General features: G+C 57.6%; 11 protein-coding genes and 1 pseudogene. 8 read left to right on the top strand and 4 right to left on the bottom strand.

The annotated features are described in order from the left end of the window. Nucleotides 1-488: 488 nt before the first annotated feature. The 8 genes and pseudogenes from AC1DNI_RS01285 to AC1DNI_RS01320 all read left to right on the top strand — a co-directional run bounded on the left by AC1DNI_RS01285 (nucleotide 489) and on the right by AC1DNI_RS01320 (nucleotide 9807). Nucleotides 489-3530, top strand: a pseudogene (locus tag AC1DNI_RS01285) (GH92 family glycosyl hydrolase). 349 nt (nucleotides 3531-3879) lie between these two features. Beyond that, nucleotides 3880-5007 (top strand): molecular chaperone DnaJ, encoded by a 1128-nt coding sequence (gene dnaJ, locus AC1DNI_RS01290; protein ID WP_027230874.1) that lies wholly within the window; start codon nucleotides 3880-3882, stop codon nucleotides 5005-5007. Nucleotides 5008-5091: 84 nt separating this feature from the next. Beyond that, on the top strand, nucleotides 5092-5688 hold the full coding sequence (pmtA, locus tag AC1DNI_RS01295; RefSeq protein WP_477690538.1) for a phospholipid N-methyltransferase PmtA: 597 nt from the start codon (nucleotides 5092-5094) through the stop codon (nucleotides 5686-5688). A gap of 44 nt (nucleotides 5689-5732) precedes the next feature. Next, nucleotides 5733-6317 (top strand): NADPH-dependent FMN reductase, encoded by a 585-nt coding sequence (locus AC1DNI_RS01300; RefSeq protein WP_091920643.1) that lies wholly within the window; start codon nucleotides 5733-5735, stop codon nucleotides 6315-6317. Between the two features lie 92 nt (nucleotides 6318-6409). Beyond that, entirely contained in the window at nucleotides 6410-7108 is a 699-nt protein-coding gene (gene pyrF / locus AC1DNI_RS01305) for an orotidine-5'-phosphate decarboxylase (protein ID WP_477690539.1), read from the top strand. Nucleotides 7109-7132: 24 nt separating this feature from the next. Continuing rightward, nucleotides 7133-7429, top strand: coding sequence for a DUF1330 domain-containing protein (locus tag AC1DNI_RS01310; RefSeq protein ID WP_027230871.1), 297 nt, complete (start codon nucleotides 7133-7135; stop codon nucleotides 7427-7429). A 164-nt stretch (nucleotides 7430-7593) separates the two neighbouring features. Next, nucleotides 7594-8874, top strand: a complete 1281-nt coding sequence (locus AC1DNI_RS01315; protein WP_477690540.1) for a polyhydroxyalkanoate depolymerase — start codon at nucleotides 7594-7596, stop codon at nucleotides 8872-8874. 318 nt (nucleotides 8875-9192) lie between these two features. Further along, entirely contained in the window at nucleotides 9193-9807 is a 615-nt protein-coding gene (locus tag AC1DNI_RS01320) for a transglutaminase-like cysteine peptidase (protein ID WP_477690541.1), read from the top strand. Between the two features lie 186 nt (nucleotides 9808-9993). Here AC1DNI_RS01320 and AC1DNI_RS01325 read toward each other — a convergent pair whose 3' ends face one another. The 4 genes from AC1DNI_RS01325 to uxuA form a co-directional block, all read right to left on the bottom strand. Continuing rightward, nucleotides 9994-11526, bottom strand: coding sequence for a YifB family Mg chelatase-like AAA ATPase (locus tag AC1DNI_RS01325; RefSeq protein WP_477690542.1), 1533 nt, complete (start codon nucleotides 11524-11526; stop codon nucleotides 9994-9996). 1766 nt (nucleotides 11527-13292) lie between these two features. Further along, nucleotides 13293-14234: a glutathione synthase gene (gene gshB, locus AC1DNI_RS01330; RefSeq protein ID WP_477690543.1), complete on the bottom strand. Its 942-nt coding sequence runs from the start codon at nucleotides 14232-14234 to the stop codon at nucleotides 13293-13295. 110 nt (nucleotides 14235-14344) lie between these two features. Then, a complete protein-coding gene (locus tag AC1DNI_RS01335) occupies nucleotides 14345-14650 on the bottom strand; it encodes a septal ring lytic transglycosylase RlpA family protein (protein ID WP_051614846.1) in 306 nt (101 codons plus the stop codon). A gap of 488 nt (nucleotides 14651-15138) precedes the next feature. After that, nucleotides 15139-16329 carry a mannonate dehydratase gene (gene uxuA, locus AC1DNI_RS01340; RefSeq protein ID WP_477690544.1) on the bottom strand — a complete coding sequence of 397 codons (1191 nt, stop codon included), beginning with the start codon at nucleotides 16327-16329 and terminating at the stop codon, nucleotides 15139-15141. Nucleotides 16330-16354: the final 25 nt, after the last annotated feature.

Genomic DNA, 16354 nt, shown 5'->3' on the forward strand with positions numbered 1-16354 from the left:
TAGGCAACCTGCAAAACGCGGACAAGACCGCCAGCGCCGCCGCGAGTGCGCTTGCCGATCAGATCAACAATCAAAAGAATACCAATGAGAAGAATGCGAATTCGCTGGCCGAACTGGTTCGCCAGATCAGCGAACTGCAAACAGCCGGCAATACGACCAGTGCGTCGCTCTCTGATCTTGCAAAGCAAATCGGCGACGTGAAGACGGAGCAATCGACCGCCGCGACTACAATCATGGCCCTCTCCCAGCAACTCGACGATTTGAAGACTGAAGCGGCAACCACGACCGCAACCGTCAAAGAGTTGCAGGGCGCTCTCACATCGCTGTCTCAGATCGTCAAGACTGTAAAGCTTGAGACTATGCAGCCGCATATTGCGGATCTGCAGGCTGAACTCGGCAAGGTACCGCCGACGATTGCGGCACTCGGCACGATGACCGACCGGATAGCAGCGGTAAAGACTCTCACGGAAAAGGCCAACAAAGAAGAGATGTCGGCCGAAGAAGTCGCCGCAGTAGATGCCTACATCGAAGAACTTGCCAAGCTCGGCGACAGCATTTCCGGCGAAAAAAGCAGCGTTGCCGCCAGCCTAGCCCAAGGTGATGGTATCCTCAAATCGATCCGGGAACTGCCCGCAAACGCAACCGTTAACGAAGTGGCGGGTATCGATGACAGTATCAGTGCATTGTTCTCGGCGCTCAAGAGCAACTATAAGCCGCTTCAGGACCGTGTGGCGGGCTTTGACAAAGGCATAGTCGACCTCAAGAGGAAGATTGGCGATCTAACCGGCCAGAATCTGGCGGAATATGTGAACACTATGCGCGGCGCCCAGTCGAGCGGCGACTTCACGCGCGGTAACACATTCCCCGCTGCGGCAGTGCCGTTCGGGTTCAACATGTGGAGCCCCGTCAATCAGAGCGATGCAAATTGGTTTTATCAGTTCAAGACCGGGGAAAATGGAAGTCTGATCGATACCGTTCGGGCGTTTGCGGTAGTCCACGAGCCGAGCCCGTGGATTGGCAACCGGCAAACCCTGGGCATCATACCGATCGAGAGCGAAACAGTAACCAGCCTTGGCGCTGCGGCGCAGAAATTCGACCGCAAGAATGAGATCGCCCAGGCGCATTATTACAGCCTGACCTTTGACAATGGCACCAGGACCGAGATCACACCGACCGACCACGCAGCTTATTTCCGCTTTACCGTCCCGGCGGATAAAAACGTTGTGACGGTTCTGTTCGATACGCTGAGCGCCGGCGGCACGTTTTCGTATGATTCTGCCACTGGTGCGGTATCGGGCTATACGACCCACGGCTCGCCGCAAATGTACTTCCATGCTGTCTTCGATGCTCCGGTTACGAAGTCAAAGGCCGTATTTGCGGACACTTCGTGGGTTCAGTTCGATGCGACGGGCAGCAAGTCGGTCGGGATGAGAATTGCCACGTCTTTCATCAGCGTGGATCAGGCCAAAGCCAATCTCGAAGACGAAATCGGCGGCAAATCCTTTGACCAGATCAAGGATCTCGCCGAGGCTGCATGGTTGAAAAAACTTGGCCAAATACGGGTCAAGGATGCCACGACTGAACAAAGGACAATTCTCTATTCCAATATGTATCGCGCTTTTCTTTACCCCAATTCCGCTTGGGAAAAGGAAAAGGGGACCGGCAAGCCCATTTATATGAGCCCTTACACCAGCCCCTCGACGCAAAAAGATGGGAAGATCTGGGTCAATAACGGCTTCTGGGACACGTATCGGACAAACTGGCCGCTCTATTCGCTGCTGATACCGACGCAGGCCGGACAGATGATCGACGGCTTCGTCAATGGTTACAAGGATGGCGGCTGGGTCACCCGCTGGTCTGGACCAGGCTACAATGACAGCATGGTTGCCACGAGTTCGGATATCATCATCGCCCATGCCTATATGAAGGGCGTACGCAATTTCGACGTCGACGCGGCTTATGCGTCGATGTTGCAGAATGCGACGACCTACAGCCCCGACAGCGCCAAGGGGCGCAAGGGCATGGATAAGTCCATTTTCTACGGCTACACGCCTAAGGAAGTGTACATCAACGACCCGGCTCCCGGCCACGTTGCATGGTCGCTGGAAGCCGACTTGAACGACTTCGGCATCGGCCAGATGGCAAAGATGCTCAAGAAAGACGATGACTACGCCTATTTTGCCAATCGGGCGATCAGCTACGCCAATCTGTTCGATGGGACGTCGACGGGAACATGGGCGAACGGTTGGTTCCGTACCAAAGATCAAGCTGGAAACTGGGCTTCGGGCCCAAGCACGCCGCAGAGCTGGGGTTACGGTTATACGGAAGGCAATGCATGGTCCTACGCCTTCCTGGCGCCGCAAGATGGCCAAGGCCTGGCCAATCTCTATGGCGGTCGTGACAAGCTGAAAGCCAAGCTTGACAAGTTCTTTACAACTGCTCCGAGCCAGGACGGCGGCAGCTACGGCTTTGCGATCCATGAGGTCAAGGAGGCCGCCAAGGTCCATGAACTTGCCAATGTCGGCGAATACCAGCATTCCAACCAGACGGTCCATCACTCCATCTACATGTACAATTTCGCAGGTTCTCCTTCGAGCGGACAAAAGTACCTGCGCGATGTCATGGACAAGCTCTACTTCTCCGGTTTCGACGCCAACGGCAATTCGACAGGTGAAGGCTATATTGGCGACGAGGACAATGGTGAGCAATCGTCCTGGTACCTGTTGAGTTCCATGGGCATCTAACCGGTCAGCATGGGACGCCCCGAATACGCGATCGGTGCGCCCTATTTCAAGGATATGACTGTGACCCTGGAAAGCGGCAAGAAGATCGTGATCAAGGCACCAAATGTCAGCTCTTCCAATCGTTATGTCCAAAGCGTGAAGCTCAACGGAAAGGATCTTACGCGCAGCTATCTCTTGCACTCGGAACTAACCGACGGGGCGACGCTGGACTTCGTCATGGGGCCCAACCCTTCGCAATGGGGCACTGGCGCCAAGGAAGTTCCCACATCGATTACCCAAGACAACAAGGCTCCGAGCCCGCTGAAATCGCTGTTGCCGCTTGGCAACTACGACGTCACGGCGAGTACTCCAGATAAAAAGGATGCCATTTTCGATCGGACCTCTGATAGCACGTGGACCAATACAGGCGCAGGCTGGATCGAGGCGGCGAAAAAAGCGCCGACAATGATCGACGCCGTATCGCTCTACACCCTGTCGTCATCGAATGACGCGACGAAGGACCCGACTGGATGGACCCTGAAAGGATCGAATGACGGTTTGGCGTGGGTCACGCTCGACACCCGCGAAGGCCAGAGCTTCGCGTGGCGCAGGCAGACCTGTCCGTTCGCGCTGAAGGTGCCGGCTGCCTATGCCAGATACCGGTTGGAGTTTATCGGGACCAATGACGTCTCCGTTACAGAGTTCGAGTTGCTTGGCTCGACTGACGTTTCGGCGGCGACCACCATAGCAGCACCCGTACCTGCGCCTCCCGTGCCCTCCACGCCGCCCTCAACCTCAGGAGGCTAGTCCTCGTCCGGTGCAGGCGCGGGATCTGGTGGAGAGGGGCTCGGGGGTTCCTGAAGGCCAGGCGGCCCGCCGCTCCGTTGATTTCGGCGAGCCACTACGTCGCGACCAATTGCTTGTGAAGAAACCAGGGGAGCCCGGCGATCGCGCCGGGCTTTTCTAGCCTTCGCGAAAGAAAGTCGGAAGCAAAAGGTGTTTCCCGCCACATTCCCGCGATAATCCGCGAATATGCGGCATTTCTTGCGAATCAATGTAAGTTGGCTATGGCATTCATGGCGGCGAACACCTAAATACCGGCATTAAACAAGCTTCTTAAAGAAGCGTACGCGATTTTCACGGAACGAGTGTCTGGATGAAGGCTGACTATTACGAAACCCTCGGCGTCACGAAAGGCGCTGATGAGAAAGAGCTCAAGAGCGCTTTCCGTAAGCTGGCAATGCAATTTCACCCTGACAAGAATCCGGGAGACGCAGCCGCCGAACACCGATTCAAGGAAATTGGCGAGGCCTACGAGACCCTGAAGGACCCGCAGAAGCGGGCAGCCTACGACCGTTTCGGTCATGCGGCCTTCGAGCATGGCGGCATGAATGGCGGTGGTGGCTTCGGCGGCGCCGGTGGTTTCGCCGATATTTTCGAAGATATTTTTGGCGAGATGATGGGCGGCGGACGTCAGCGCCGCTCCGGCGGCCGCGAGCGTGGCGCCGATCTGCGCTACAATATGGAGATCACACTCGAGGAAGCCTATACCGGCAAGACAGCGCAAATCCGCGTGCCGACATCGATCACCTGCGACGAATGCTCGGGTACCGGCGCGAAGGTCGGCACCTCGCCTGTCACCTGCAGCACCTGCAGTGGTTCAGGCCGCGTGCGCGCTGCTCAAGGGTTCTTCTCCATCGAGCGCACCTGCCCGACCTGCCATGGCCGCGGCCAGATCATCAAGGACCCTTGCACAAAATGCTCGGGCCAGGGCCGCGTTACCGAAGAACGCGCGCTTTCCGTCAACATTCCGGCGGGCATCGAGGATGGCACCCGCATTCGCCTGACCGGCGAGGGTGAAGCCGGCCTGCGCGGCGGACCGGCGGGCGATCTTTATATTTTCCTCTCGCTGAAGCCGCATGAATTTTTCCAGCGCGACGGCGCCGATCTCTATTGCAAGGTGCCGATTTCGATGACGACTGCCGCGCTTGGCGGGCAGATCGAAGTTGCGACGCTCGACGGTACGCAGACGCGCGTCAAGATTCCCGATGGCACGCAAAATGCCAAGCAGTTCCGCCTCAAGGGCAAGGGCATGCCGGTGCTGCGCCAGCCTGCCATGGGCGATCTCTACATCCAGATGGCCATTGAAACGCCGCAGAATCTCAACAAGCGCCAGCGCGAGTTGCTCGAAGAGTTCGAGCGCATTTCATCGCAGGACAACAGCCCGCAATCGTCAGGCTTCTTTGCCCGCATGAAAGAGTTCTTCGAAAGTCTAAGCGAGTAGTTTTATTGGATCTTTTCCCGTTGGCGGCCTTGCTTCCGTCACGTGTTGCGGCATAAACTTGTCTAACTGCGACGGAGGATGAGCATGTCGAGACCTTTGGGGAAGAAACTGGCCGAGAAGTTCGGCGAGGAAATCCGGTTCTTCAAGGGTTGGATGCACGGTCCCAAGGCGGTGGGTTCGATTCTCCCAACGAGTTCGATCACTGCCCGGCGCATGGCGAGCGTCGTCAATCCGCATTCCGGGCTTCCCGTGCTCGAACTCGGCCCCGGCACAGGGGTAATCACCCGGGCCATTCTCAATCGCGGCGTTGTCCCGGCCAATCTTTATAGCGTCGAATATTCGTCGGATTTTGCCGAGCATCTGCGCGAGGATTTCCCTGGCGTCAACATCATCGAGGGCGATGCGTTCGATCTCGACACCACGCTGGGCGAGAAGCGCGACCAGAAATTCGACAGCGTCATCTCTGCGGTTCCACTCTTGAATTTCCCCGTAAGTGACCGCGTTGCCATCGTCGAGGATCTGCTGCGGCGTATTCCGCACGGGCGGCCCGTCGTCCAGATTACCTATGGGCCGCTTTCGCCGGTGCCGGCCGGGCGCGGCAACTACAAGATTGAGCATCTCGATTTCATTATCCGCAACGTGCCGCCGGCACGGCTCTGGGTCTACCGCAGGGTCGATTGACTCCGCTTAATTGCCCTGCGCTGCCATTTCGATAGAGGGTTTGAATGCTGCCGAAGATTCTGGTGTTCGCCGGGTCGAACCGTACCGGTGCCTACAGCAAGAAGGTAGCAAACGCTGCGGTCAAGACATTGGCCGAACTCGGCGCCGATGTGACGCTTATTGCGCTTTTCGATTATCCCCTGCCGTTAATGGATGAGGATCTCGAAGAGAAAAAGGGAATTCCTGACAATGCCATGAAGCTTGGCCGGCTCTTTGCCGCTCATGACGGCATGCTGATTGCCTCGCCCGAGTACAATTCTTCCATTCCGCCGCTTCTCAAGAATACCATCGACTGGGTCAGCCGTATTTCGAAGGATGGCGACAAGCCGCTTAAGCCCTATTCCGGGAAGGTCGTCGGACTTTGCTCTTCATCCGAGGGCAATTTCGGCGGTGCACGCGGGCTCTATCATTTGCGGTCGGTCCTGATGAATGTCGGGACGCAGATCATCACGGAACAATGCTCGGTAATCCATGCGCATGAAGCCTTCGCCGAGGACGGATCGTTTCGCAACGAGCGCACGGCAAAGTCCATGGAACGGGTCTGCCAATCGTTGATCGACCACACGCGCTTTGCCAAATCCCGCGCATAGTCGGCGTTTTGCGGCCGCTCGCAGCAATAGCTGTTTTCAATCGGCGGCATCTGTGCCAATGGGATGCGATCAAAGAAAAAGGGATGATTGTCATGACGGATGCGGCTTTGCGCGAGCGCCTGATCGTCGGCCTTGACGTGCCGACGCTCGACGTCGCCGAAGAGGTGATCAGCGAACTCGGCGATACGGTTTCATACTACAAGATCGGCTATCAGCTCGCCTTCGCCGGCGGGCTTGGTCTGGCCAGCGAACTTGCCCGTTCCGGCAAGAAAGTCTTTCTCGACATGAAACTTCTCGACATCGACAACACGGTGGCGAAGGCCGTTGAGAATATCGTCAAGATGGGCGTGTCGATGCTGACGCTGCATGCCTATCCGAAAGCCATGCGGGCCGCCGTCGAGGCAGCGCGGGGATCCGACCTTTGCTTGCTCGGCGTGACAGTGCTGACCTCGATGGACCAGCAGGATCTCGTCGATGCCGGCTATGAGCACGACCCGCATACGCTGGTGCTGATCCGGGCCGAACAGGCATTCAACGCCGGCATGGGCGGGATCGTTTGCGCCGCGACGGAGGCCGAGGCTGTGCGCAAGATCGTCGGCCCGAAGCTTGCCATCGTCACGCCGGGAATTCGCCCGGCAGGTTCCGCCGCGGGCGATCAGAAGCGTGTGATGACGCCGGCAGACGCCCTGCGCGCCGGAGCGAGCCACCTTGTGGTCAGTCGCCCCATTGTCGGCGCGGGCGATCGCCGTGCGGCAGCGGAAGAGATTCTGGCTGAAATGGCCAAGGCATAATTGGACATCAAGGGAGCGAGAAAAATGCCCAAGGGATACTGGATCGCGCGGATGGATGTAAAAGACCCCGAACGCTACAAGGACTATATCGCCACAGCGAAACCTGCGTTCGAGAAATATGGCGCCAATTTCCTGGCGCGCGGCGGCGCCTATCACGTGCTCGAAGGGCAGGCGCGCGGCCGCAACGTCGTCATCGAGTTTCCCTCGCTCCAGGCCGCGCTCGATTGCTATAATTCACCGGAATACCAGGCGGCCAAGGCTATCCGCCTGACAGTTGCCGAGGGTGAGATGCTGCTGGTTGAAGGCGCTGAAGCCGGCTAACTGCGGCTACGCCTTTCGTTGCGAACATTTTTCTGTTCTCTCATACCTTTGTTGCATTGCAATAGCGGTAAAACCAGCTACGGTCACTGACCCGTCAAGAACATTTTCATATGTGGGCGTCATTGTTCTTGAATTGCAGCTGTGGTGATTGATCGGAAAGTGGAATGTTTTACCAACTTTATGAACTCAACCATGCCGCGCTTCAGCCTTACAGGGCTTTCGCCGATGCCACCAAGCTGTTCTACGATAACCCGCTCAATCCATTGTCCCAGACGGTAGTCGGCCGCTCCATCGCGGCGATGTGTGAGCTCTTCGAGCGCACCACCCGTGCCTACGGCAAGCCGGCATTCGGCCTGCCTACCACGGTGGTTGACGGAGTTGAGACCGACGTCAAAGAGAAGATCGTCTGGAAGAAGCCGTTCTGCAACCTCATCCATTTCAAACGCGCCCTGCCGGCAAAGCGTGCCGCCGATCCGAGGATTCTGATTGTCGCGCCCATGTCCGGCCACTATGCGACGCTGCTGCGTGGCACCGTCGAAGCGCTTCTGCCGCATGCGGAGGTCTACATCACCGATTGGGTGGACGCCCGCACCGTTTCGCTCACTGACGGCAAGTTCGATCTTGACGACTATATCGATTACGTCATCGAGATGTTCCATGCGTTGGGCGAGGATACGCACGTGGTTGCCGTATGTCAGCCATCCGTACCGGTGCTTGCCGCCGTTTCAGTCATGGAAGCCAATGGCGACCGTTTCGCGCCTTCGAGCATGACGCTGATGGGTGGGCCAATCGATACCCGCAAGAATCCGACGGTGGTCAACAAACTCGCCGAGGAAAAGGGCATCGACTGGTTCCGCGACAATGTCGTCATGTCGGTTCCCTGGCCGCATGCGGGCTTTATGCGTGAGGTCTATCCCGGTTTCCTGCAGCTTTCAGGCTTCATGAGCATGAATCTCGACCGCCATATCACGGCGCACAAGGAATTCTTCATGCATCTCGTGAAGGAGGATGGCGACTCGGCAGACAAGCACCGCGAATTCTACGATGAATATATGGCGGTGATGGATTTGACGGCCGAGTTCTACCTGCAGACCGTCGATACCGTCTTCGTCCGTCACGCCCTGCCAAAGGGCGAGATGACCCACCGCGGCATCCTTGTCGATCCATCCGCCATTCGCAATGTGGCGCTGCTTACGGTGGAAGGCGAAAATGACGATATCTCCGGCGTAGGTCAGACCAAGGCAGCTCAGACCCTCTGCGTGAATATCCCCAAAGAGATGCGCATGCATTACCTGCAGCCGAAGGTTGGGCACTACGGCGTGTTCAACGGTTCGCGCTTCCGTGCCGAAATTGCACCACGAATCGTCAAATTCGTTAACGATCACGCACGCGTGAACCGCCAGACGAGCAACGTTACGCCGATCGGCAAGCGCGCGGCGGGCTAGAACCTTCGGTCTAGCCTCAGGCAGTGGTGAGACAGATCGATTAGTCTGTTCCACGGAAAGATCGCCAGCAATAATCGTTTGTTTTCAGTGCGTTGAGCAGCGGCATTGGCCTTTGCCCACCAGGTATGGTGCTTTGCAAGCCATAGAGTTTCGCAGCAATTCCACGTCTGCGCATATCAATCGAACGTGGGGATAGGCGGCTTCTCAAATTTTAACCATATATTAACAATGGCAAGACCGTGGCGCCATTGTGATTGACTCATGTCCCGTCCGGCCATTAACGTTTTGTTAACGAAGGCTGCTGGTGTGGAGTAGGGCATGTTCGGAATTGGGCGGGTTTTGAAGTCGATGGGGATCGCGGCAGCGCTCTTCACGGCCGCATTTGGGGCAAACTCCGCCTCGGCGTCTGAAGCGTTCATGACCACCGGTGGCCTCACCTCACAACCAATCGGTCATTACGAGTTGTGCAAGCGTATGCCGGAAGAATGCTCGATCCGTAGCCGCAATATCATGCCCGAAAAGATGAGCCACGATTTCTGGCAGTTGATCGTCAACGTCAACAGCGACGTGAACCAGAAGATCAAACCGCTCACCGACAAGGAAATTTACGGGGTCGAGGAATACTGGGCCTATCCGGACAAGGTCGGCGATTGCGAAGACTATGTGCTCCTGAAGCGCCGCGACCTGATGCAGCACGGCATCTCGCCCGCCAATCTGCTGATCACCGTTGTCCGCAAGCCTGACGGCGAGGGTCATGCGGTCCTGACCGTGCGCACCGACAAGGGTGATTTCGTTCTCGATAACCTGGTTGACGGTGTGAAGAACTGGTCGGAGACCGAGTACACCTACCTGAAGCGCCAGGCGACCAACAATACCGGGCGCTGGGTCAGCATCGAAGCTCCGTCCAACATCCTCGTCGGTTCCGTCCAGTAATCGGGAGAGACCACGAAACTCGAACTGCCGGATCGAAGGGTCCGGCAGTTTTCATTTGCGCCGTCCTTAACCTAGGATTCTCGCACCAGACAGGCGGGACGGTCGCGCCTGATAAACGTTTCCGCATCTTTCGTGCAGACGCAGGCATGATGCTTCCTGGCCACCCTCGGCCATTCTGCCCTGATCTTACGCTGGCTCGCCCATCCTGTCGGTCGTCATGCGATAGGAGATTGCTTCGGCAAGGTGAATGCGCCCCACCGTATCCTGGCCGTCGAGATCGGCCAGCGTGCGCGCAACCTTCAGCACACGGTGATAGGCACGGGCCGAGAATCGCATCTGCTCGCTTGCCTGATGCAGCAGCGCCATGCCGGAAGCATCGGGTGCGGCGACCTTTTCGATAAGGGCGACGGAGGAATGCGCATTCGTCGTGATCGAGGGAGCGCCGAGTTCTTCGTAGCGCCGCTTTTGAACGGCGCGCGCCCGTGCGACCCGCGCCGCCACCGTGACGCTCGCTTCCGACGCAGCCGGGCGGATGAGGTCGCTCGCGCTCACGGAAGGAACGTCGATCCTGATGTCGATGCGGTCGAGCAGCGGCCCGGAAAGACGTGCCTGATAGTCCTGGCGGCAGCGCGGGCCACGCGCACATTGATGACCGGGCTCGCCCGCCATGCCGCAACGGCAGGGATTCATCGCCGCCACCAGCTGGATCTGGGCCGGATAGACGATGCGGTGGTTGGCGCGGGCGATCAGACATTCGCCGGTCTCCAGCGGCTGGCGCAGCGAATCGAGGACCTGCGGCGTGAATTCCGGGAACTCATCGAGGAAGAGAACGCCGTGATGGGCGAGCGAGACCTCACCGGGCCGGGCACGGATGCCGCCTCCGACCATCGCCGCCATCGAGGCTGAGTGATGCGGCGCGCGGAACGGACGCCGGTCGGTAAGCTTGCCGCCGAGAAGTTCGCCGGCGATCGACGCGATCATCGACACGTCCAGCAATTCGCGCGGCAGAAGCGGCGGCAGGATCGAGGGGAGCCGTTGCGCCAGCATGGATTTGCCGGAACCAGGCGGCCCGGCCATAAGGAGATTGTGCCCGCCAGCCGCCGCGACTTCGAGTGCGCGCCGGGCGCTTTCCTGTCCGCGGATGTCGGCAAGATCGGGCAGGCCGGTCGCGCTCGTCTGCATGGCCGGCTCGGGCCGGGAGAGAACCTGCGTGCCGCGAAAATGGTTGGCGAGAGCAATGAGGCTGCGCGGCGCAAGGATATCGATCTCGGGTCCTGCCCAGGCAGCCTCAGGTCCACACGGGGCCGGGCATATCAGGCCCCTGTCCTGGCGGTTGGCGGCGATGGCTGCGGGGAGAACCCCCGCCACATGCGTGATCGTGCCGTCGAGCGAGAGTTCGCCAAGCACGACATAGGATTGCAAGACATCGGCGGGGATGGCGCCGAGCCCGGCCATCAACCCCACGGCGATGGGAAGATCGTAGTGGCTGCCTTCTTTAGGAAGGTCCGCGGGCGCGAGATTGACGGTCACCTTCTTGACCGGCATCGATAACCCGGATGCATGCAAGGCGGCTTGGACGCGCTCACGGCTTTCCGCGACAGCCTTATCCGGAAGGCCGACAATATGCATGCCCATCTTGCCGGGCGCGATCATGACCTGCACATCGACGGGCTGCGCATCGATACCCTGGAAGGCGACCGTCCGAACGCGGGTGACCATGATTTCGTCCTTGAAAATGCGGGCATGAAAAGAGCTAAGTGCAATGACGCAACATCAGCACATTTCATTCCACATCACAAGAACATTAAGTGAACGCGGTATGTGCATGCAGCGGTGCCCATATGACTGATGCAACTTCGTGTTTAAAGGTGCGCCGATCCCGCGTGGAGATCAATCACCCTCCTCGCTCGGCACCAAATGCCCGAATACTTCTGGTTAAAGAAAAACGTTGATACTGGGCTCAAACGAATAGGGCCACCTTGTGGAAAAGCAGGCAAAGATGGGCATGATGTCCCCATCTACGCTTGTGAATTGCGGGGATTCCCATGAGGAATCGATTTTGATATGATTCGCGCGTGCCTGCCTGTTAGGTATTTGGGAGCGTGTGACACGGTGAAATTCTGCATGCCGTAACACCGTCTTTTGACGGGAGTATTTTGTAGGGTTCATTGCAGGCCCTACCGCGCTAATTAGGGGTGGGTGGCCTCTTAGGTCCACCCACCCCTAAAGCCCACAAATCGGCGTGTTTCGCTTCAGCAACGAATCCCATTGAGTTGCCTTACACCGATGGAACGTCGAAATATATGCTTCGTATTTAGCGACGACCTTCACTGCGCCTTTGAAGAGGCGGCTTGTTTCAGGGTCTCTGTACAGGACCGAAGCAAAGTTTTTCTTGTCGGGGAGCCAGATACCCCGTTTCAACATCCAGGGTAGGCAGAGCAAGTCCATCATTTGTATGTCGGGATGTTTTTCAAGGATGTGATTTAGCGAACTGCTCGATAGATATGCAATGCGAGTCGGACAGTTCAGGTATAACGAAACAGGTAGCGGTAAATGGCAAACATTAATGCTGCCATTTTGATTACTTCTCAAATCGTACAATTGCGAAAGCTCTACCATGAGGCCAAAATCACAAGCAGACGCCAAGAGGTAATTGCACGACTTCATCGGAGTGACCCCAGAGTGCAAAGCCGATGAATCCCTCGCTGAATTTGTTGCTATCGAGAGACTGGGGGCTATTAAAGGCGCGCAATAATTCCGCCCCTCATGGCATTGTCAATACGGATGTAATCGGACCGTGGGGATGAAAAAGACGAATCCGTCAATTTAATGCGAGAGCATGTCTCAAGAAGAAAAAGCTTCCAGTCCGGTCTCTCTCCTAAGTGGGATGCGCCGCCTGGTTGAAAAGCCTTTAGAAGCAACCGGCCGTCTTTACCATAGCCGACTACATAGGGTTCAATTAATCGTAAACCGGGACAATAACGCAGATGAATGATGCGCCGTTTGCGGATAGCGATCCTAAGCGAGTCGAGCATTTGTCGAGCCCCTTTGACATTAAAAGCGTCTTCGGACTTGACACTTGAGCGAAAGGGACTCAAAACACTCTTGTTAAGGGAGTGGGCTCCGCGTCCGAAAGCTTCGTGCGGAACCTGAACTTTAGAAACCGTCGCCGGCGCCAACCAGCGGCGGTTTCGCTATTCAGGTGTCACCAATCTTTTCGAGGATTCATGGCCCTGCGTCAAGCCTGCGGCAATATATCCCGCAGCACCTTCATTTTTCAACTCTCAAGTATTTGAAATATAATAGGTTTCTTGACTTTCTCAAAGAGCCCAAGAAACAGCTTATCCATGAATTGTCCATTCGTATCGCGATTGGCGGTGTGTGTTCCAGCACCCACAGAGCGGCGATTCGCATGGCTGCGAAAGGGGAAATTTATGATACTGCCCATATCGTAGATCGGTAAGTTACACAATTGGCTGTGAGCCTTAATCGCGCTTGGCCTCGACGGCATCCCAGAACAGCGCGGCAATGTCGGCGCCGCCGAAACGCTTCACCTCGCGCACGCCGGTCGGGGAGGTCACGTTGATCTCGGTCATGTAGTCGCCGATCACGTCTATGCCGACGAGAATGAAGCCGCGTTCGCGCAAAGCCGGTCCGATGCGCGCGCAGATCTCGCGCTCGCGCTCGGTGAGTTCCGTTTTCTCAGCCCGGCCGCCGACATGCATGTTGGACCGCGCATCGCTGTCGGACGGGACACGGTTGATTGCCCCGACGGGTTCGCCGTCGATCAGAATGATGCGCTTGTCGCCGGCCCGCACGTCCTTCAGGTAGCGCTGGGCGATAATCGGCTCGCGGAACATCTGGCCGAACATTTCGAGGAGCGAGGTGAGATTGCGGTCACCATCGGCAAGGTGGAATACGCCGGCGCCACCATTGCCATAGAGCGGCTTGAGGATGATGTCGCCGAACTCCTTGCGGAAGGCGACAATCTCCTGAGGATCCTTGGTGATCAGGGTCTCCGGCATCAAATCCGGAAACTCGGTGACGAAGATCTTTTCGGGACTGTTGCGCACCCAGGCGGGATCGTTGACAACGAGCGTCTGCGGGTGGATGCGCTCGAGCATATGCGTCGTCGTGATGTAGTTCATGTCGAAGGGCGGATCCTGGCGGAGCAACACCACATCCATCTCCGACAGGTCACGGCGGATCGGCTCACCAAGGGTGAAGTGGTCTCCTTCGACATCGCGGACGCTGAGTTCCTCGATACGCGCCGACACGACGCCGTCGCGCAGGCTGAGCCGGTCGGGCGTGTAGTGGAAGAGAACGTGCCCGCGCTTCTGCGCTTCAAGGCAAAGCGCGAATGTCGTGTCGCCGCCGATCCGGATCGATTTGATATGGTCCATCTGGACCGCGACTTGGAGTACCATCGAACGTCCCCTAAACGAGCAGGAAATGCTCACATGGCGATGTCACGTTCGACGGTCAACGTCAATCCCATCATACGCCAACGCTGGCGCATGCTTGCTTAGAGGCCTTATCAGAGCTGGGCCATGCAGATGTTGGTGTGTCCCTGTCCGACAAAGCCGAGCCGGTTGGCCGCACCCTTGGAGAGGTCGATCACACGGCCCTTGATGAACGGCCCGCGATCATTGATGCGCACGACAATGGAACGACCATTGCGCTGATTGGTAACCTTGACCTTCGAGCCGAAGGGCAGGGTGCGGTGAGCGGCGGTCAAATCGGATGGGTTCATCCGTTCGCCGGATGCAGTCTTGGAACGCAAGGCATACCAGGATGCGCCGCCGCAGGCTGAGCCTGCATGTGCTGAAACGGCGCCGAGCATGAGGAATAGCACCGATGCCGAAAGGACGGTGCGGATGCTTGCGATAGATACCATGGTGATGTTCGCACTTGTGGTAGCCCGCGGCAGAACTGCCGGACTGAAGACACACGCATTGAAGATTGACCCCCGGGCAAGTAGATCACGGCGTGAGCGAGTAATTGCTTCTATTTTGGAGAAATGTGGCCCTGAGGTGGCCCGCCAAAGCAAGATCGGTCGAGATGAGCCGTAACGAGCAGCCAAGTTACTAAAAAAGCTTGTCTTAATATGATTCAAAACGTGATCGGAAATGCTTCTCTATGGGAAACGTATTCTGCCTGTTAGGCAAAATATGGCGATAATGTGATGGATATTCACCGGATTATTGCGCTCTATTTGCCCAGCAGGACGAGCCGACTCATGAATATGGTTAAAATGGATTAACTATAAAGAACTAGAACGCCCCGGCTTGGGAAAGCCGGGGCGCAATATTTGGTAAAAAGTGATCGCTTTTAGACGAGAGCTTGTGGATCAAGGGCGTGAATGATGCCCCGAAGTTCGGCAAGGCCGCGCAAGCGGCCGATGGCAGGGTAGCCAGGGGTCACCTCCTTGTTGAGATCGTCGAGCATGCGGTGACCATGGTCCGAGCGGAAGATGATGCTGCGCGACTTGTCGCGTTTGCGGTCCTCGGCAAGGAGTTCGCGCAAGACAGCCACCATATCGACGTCGCCTTCGAGATGCGCTGCCTCGTGGAAGGTGCGCCCGTCCCCCTCGCGCGTCGTTGCCCGCAGATGGGCAAAGTGAATGCGTTCGGCAAAGCGCCGGGCGATTGCGGGCAGATCGTTGCCGGCGCGCACGCCAAGGCTGCCCGTGCAATAGCACATGCCGTTGGCGGGCGAAGGCACCGCTTCGAACAGCGCGGCATAATCCGCCTCCGTCGAGGCGATGCGCGGAAGCCCGAACAGCGGGCGCGGTGGATCGTCGGGATGCAGTGTCAGCTTGACGCCGAGATCATCGGCGACGGGTGTCACGGCCAGCAGGAACTCGATGAGGTGCTGGCGAAGCTTGTTCGCATCGATACCCGAATAGGCCTCCAGCTTGTCGCGGAACGCCGGGATCGTCAGCGGCTCGGTGGTCGAGCCGGGAAGGGCGCTGGCGATATTGCGGGTAAGATCAGCGATTTCCTGTGCGCCCATGCCGGCATAGAGCTCGGCTGCGATCTCCTGGTCGGCTTGCGAGTACTCACTTGCGGCACCCTTGCGTTGCAGGATGTGCAGATCGAACACAGCGAACATGTCGTGGTCGAAACGCATCGCCGTGGACCCGGTCGGCGTGACGTAGTCGAGTTCGGTGCGGCACCAGTCAACAACGGGCATGAAGTTGTAGCAGATGACCTTGATGTCATTGGCCGCCAGAGCTTCCATGCTGGCGATCCATGCGGCAATTTCGTTCTTCGCCGTCCCGCCGGTCCGTTTCACGGCGTCGGGAATTGGAATGCTTTCGACCACTGACCAGGTCAGCTGCGAGCGGCCGTCCGGTGTCGATTCGATCATGGACTTGCGCTCTTGAACCTGAGCGGTGGTCCAGGCTTCGCCGATCGGTACGTCGTGCAGCGCGGAGACGATATCGGTCGCCCCGGCCTGACGCACATTATCCAGCGACACGCCCGCCTTCGGGCCAAACCATCGCCATCCCTGACGCATGCATTCCTCCGTGGTGTGTTTTATC

Source organism: Phyllobacterium sp. 01N428 (genome assembly GCF_056399405.1).

Excerpts from the sequence above, each read along its gene's own strand:
- dnaJ (WP_027230874.1), top strand. The coding sequence starts at position 3,880 with ATGAAGGCTGACTATTACGAAACCCTCGGCGTCACGAAAGGCGCTGAT.
- pmtA (WP_477690538.1), top strand. The coding sequence starts at position 5,092 with ATGTCGAGACCTTTGGGGAAGAAACTGGCCGAGAAGTTCGGCGAGGAA.
- AC1DNI_RS01300 (WP_091920643.1), top strand. The coding sequence starts at position 5,733 with ATGCTGCCGAAGATTCTGGTGTTCGCCGGGTCGAACCGTACCGGTGCC.
- pyrF (WP_477690539.1), top strand. The coding sequence starts at position 6,410 with ATGACGGATGCGGCTTTGCGCGAGCGCCTGATCGTCGGCCTTGACGTG.
- AC1DNI_RS01310 (WP_027230871.1), top strand. The coding sequence starts at position 7,133 with ATGCCCAAGGGATACTGGATCGCGCGGATGGATGTAAAAGACCCCGAA.
- AC1DNI_RS01315 (WP_477690540.1), top strand. The coding sequence starts at position 7,594 with ATGTTTTACCAACTTTATGAACTCAACCATGCCGCGCTTCAGCCTTAC.
- AC1DNI_RS01320 (WP_477690541.1), top strand. The coding sequence starts at position 9,193 with ATGTTCGGAATTGGGCGGGTTTTGAAGTCGATGGGGATCGCGGCAGCG.
- AC1DNI_RS01325 (WP_477690542.1), bottom strand. The coding sequence starts at position 11,526 with ATGGTCACCCGCGTTCGGACGGTCGCCTTCCAGGGTATCGATGCGCAG.
- gshB (WP_477690543.1), bottom strand. The coding sequence starts at position 14,234 with ATGGTACTCCAAGTCGCGGTCCAGATGGACCATATCAAATCGATCCGG.
- AC1DNI_RS01335 (WP_051614846.1), bottom strand. The coding sequence starts at position 14,650 with ATGCTCGGCGCCGTTTCAGCACATGCAGGCTCAGCCTGCGGCGGCGCA.
- uxuA (WP_477690544.1), bottom strand. The coding sequence starts at position 16,329 with ATGCGTCAGGGATGGCGATGGTTTGGCCCGAAGGCGGGCGTGTCGCTG.